Source organism: Pseudomonas sp. A-1 (assembly GCF_004801855.1).
Classification (GTDB): Bacteria; Pseudomonadota; Gammaproteobacteria; order Pseudomonadales; family Pseudomonadaceae; genus Geopseudomonas.
On sequence record NZ_SSTC01000180.1, the window covers coordinates 1 to 2,647 of the forward strand.

Consider the following 2,647-nt stretch of genomic DNA (forward strand, 5'->3'; position numbering starts at 1 on the left):
CGTGCCGGCTGCTGGCCGCGCAGGGCTACCGGGTGGCGGCGCTGGACCTCAGCGAGCCGGCGCCGCTGCCGGCCGGCGCCTGGTTCCGCGCCTGCGACGTGTCCTCGCGCGCCGCCGTGGCGGCGGCGGTGGAGGAGGTGGAGCGCGAGCTGGGCGAGATCGACGCGCTGGTCAACGTGGCCGGCGTGGTCTCCAGGGGCAGCGCGCTGGATCTCGACGAGGCCGAGCTGCAGCGGGTGCTGCGCATCAACGTGCAGGGCACGCTGATTCCCTGCCAGCTGGTCGGCCGGCGCATGGCCGGGCGGGGCCGGGGCGCCATCGTCAACATCGGCTCGGTGGTCGGCAAGAACGGCGGCAACGCCCGCCCGTGGCTGGACCCGGCCGAGCAGGCCAGCGCCGGCAACGTGGCCTACGGCATGTCCAAGGCGGCGGTGCACAGCCTGACCCAGTTCCTCGCCAAGGAACTGGCCAGCCGCGGCGTGCGGGTCAACGCGGTGGCGCCCGGCCCGATCGCCACCGACATGACCACGACCTTCCCCGAGAGCCTGCGCGCGCTGATCCCGCTCGGGCGCATGGGTCGCGCCGAGGAGGTCGCCGAGGCGGTGGCCTTCCTGCTCTCCGACAAGGCCGGCTTCATCAGCGGCGAAATCCTCGACATCAACGGCGCCCTGTGGTGCGACTGATTCAACCCAGCAGAGACTTGAAACAATGAAGAGCATCTATCTGGTTCTGGACATGCAGAACGACCTGATCCACGAAGACGGCGCCAGCGGCAAGTCGCCGCTGGGCGAGCAGGTGCGCTCGCGCGAGATCATCGCGCGCACCGCCGCGGCCATCGACAAGGCGCGCAGCAAGGGCATCCCGGTGGCCTTCGTGCGCGTGGCCTTCTCCGACGACCACCGCGAGGCCAACCCGGCCTCGCAGGTGTTCGGCCCGATCGCCCGCAACGGCATCCTCAAGATGAACGCCTGGGGCGGCCAGGTGCACGCGGCGCTGGCGCCGCAGGCCGGCGAGTGGGACATCGTCAAGCACCGCGTCTCGCCGTTCTACCAGACCAAGCTGGAGCTGCTGCTCAAGCGCGAGGGCATCGAGCGCATCTACTGCAGCGGGGTGAGTACCCAGGCGGTGGTGCAGGCTACAGTACGCGACGCGCATGACCGCGACTTCGACGTGGTGCTGTTGGAGGACTGCTGTGCTTCGCCTTCGGCCCAGGAGCATGCCAACTCGGTGGCCAGCATCGGCCGCTTCTGCACGGTGACCACCTCGGACGCCGCGTTCGACTGACAGAGCTGGGTGGACCAGCGGAGATACGGAAATGACCACGCTGGAAAACCCGTCGCTGCGCACCGAGGGCGCGCCTGTGCAGGGCACGGCCCTCGGCGCCACTGCCGCGCTGATCGTCGGCACCTTCGCGGTGGTGATGTCGGCGACCACCATCAACATCGCCATCGTGCCGATGATGCAGGAGTTCGCCGTCAGCCACCGGGTGGCGCAGCTGTTCTCCTCGCTGTTCCTCGGCGCCACCGTGCTCACCGCGCCGCTGGCCGCCTGGCTGTCGCGGCGCTTTGGCGCGCGCCAGGTGTTCCTCGGCGTGCTGCTGCTCTACGCGCTCGCCTCGCTGGCGGCCACCTTCTCCGACTCCTTCCTCTCCATGCTGCTGGCCCGCGGCCTGCAGGGCGCCTGTGCCGGGGTCATCCAGCCGCTGTCGATGTTCCTGGTGCTGGCGGCGGCGCCGCCGGAGCGCCAGGGGCGGGCCATGTCGCTGTACGGCCTCGGCGTGGTGCTGGCCCCGGCGCTGGGGCCGACCATCGCCGGCTGGTTCGTCGATCACGTCGGCTGGCGCAGCACCTTTTCCCTCGGCGTGCCGCCCGCTCTGCTGGCGCTGGGCCTCGGCTGGTTCTGCCTGCCGCGCAGCGCAGCGGAGCGGGAGGAGGGCGGCAGCTTCGACTGGCCGGGCCTCGCCCTGCTCGGCGTGCTGGTGACGCTGGTCTTCGCCACGCCGCTGGCGCTGGAGCGTTCGGCCCTGCTGGCCGGGGCGCTGTGCCTGCTGTGGCTGGGTACCGGCTGGCTGTTCTGGCGCGTCGAGCGCGCTCGCAAGGATGCGCTGCTGCCCTTCGCGCTGTTCGCCAGCCCGGGCTTTCGCGCCGCGGCGCTGGTCAGCGTCGCCTACGGCGCCGGCATGTACGGCTCCACCTTCCTGATCCCGGTGTTCATGCAGGGCGCGCTGGGCATCCCGGCGCTGACCACCGGCAACATCCTGCTGCTCGGCGGCGTGGCCCTGGCGCTGAGCACCAGCCTGGCCGGGCGGGTGGTCGACCGCCTGTCCGCGCGCCTGGTGGTGGGGGCCGGGCTGGCCAGCTTCGCCCTGGCCTGCGCGCTGCTGGCCTGGGCCCGCGAGCTGGCGTGGATCGCCGTGGCGGTGGTGCTCTGCCGCATCGGCCTGGGGCTGGTGATTCCCGGCCTGTATACCGGCATGGCCCAGGTGGTGGTGCCCGGCGGCCTGCGCGAAGGCACCGCGGTGATCACCCTGCTGCGCCAGGGCGGCGGGGCGCTGGGGGTGTCGCTGATCGGCGTGCTGACGGCCTCCGCCGGCAGCGCCGAGCTGGCCGGCTGGCTGGGCCTGGCGCCGGCGGGCAGCGCGGCCGCG

Annotated in this window: 3 protein-coding genes; all 3 read left to right on the forward strand. The window is 72.3% G+C overall.

The features are described 5' to 3' along the window. Positions 1 to 683: SDR family NAD(P)-dependent oxidoreductase (locus E5198_RS20840; protein WP_136491815.1), on the forward strand; the 683-nt coding region annotated here is incomplete at its 5' end. A 25-nt stretch (positions 684 to 708) separates the two neighbouring features. Further along, positions 709 to 1,284, forward strand: coding sequence for a cysteine hydrolase family protein (locus tag E5198_RS20845; RefSeq protein WP_136491816.1), 576 nt, complete (start codon positions 709 to 711; stop codon positions 1,282 to 1,284). 31 nt (positions 1,285 to 1,315) lie between these two features. Further along, positions 1,316 to 2,647 (forward strand): MFS transporter (locus tag E5198_RS20850; RefSeq protein WP_136491817.1); only part of this gene is annotated, 1,332 nt, incomplete at its 3' end.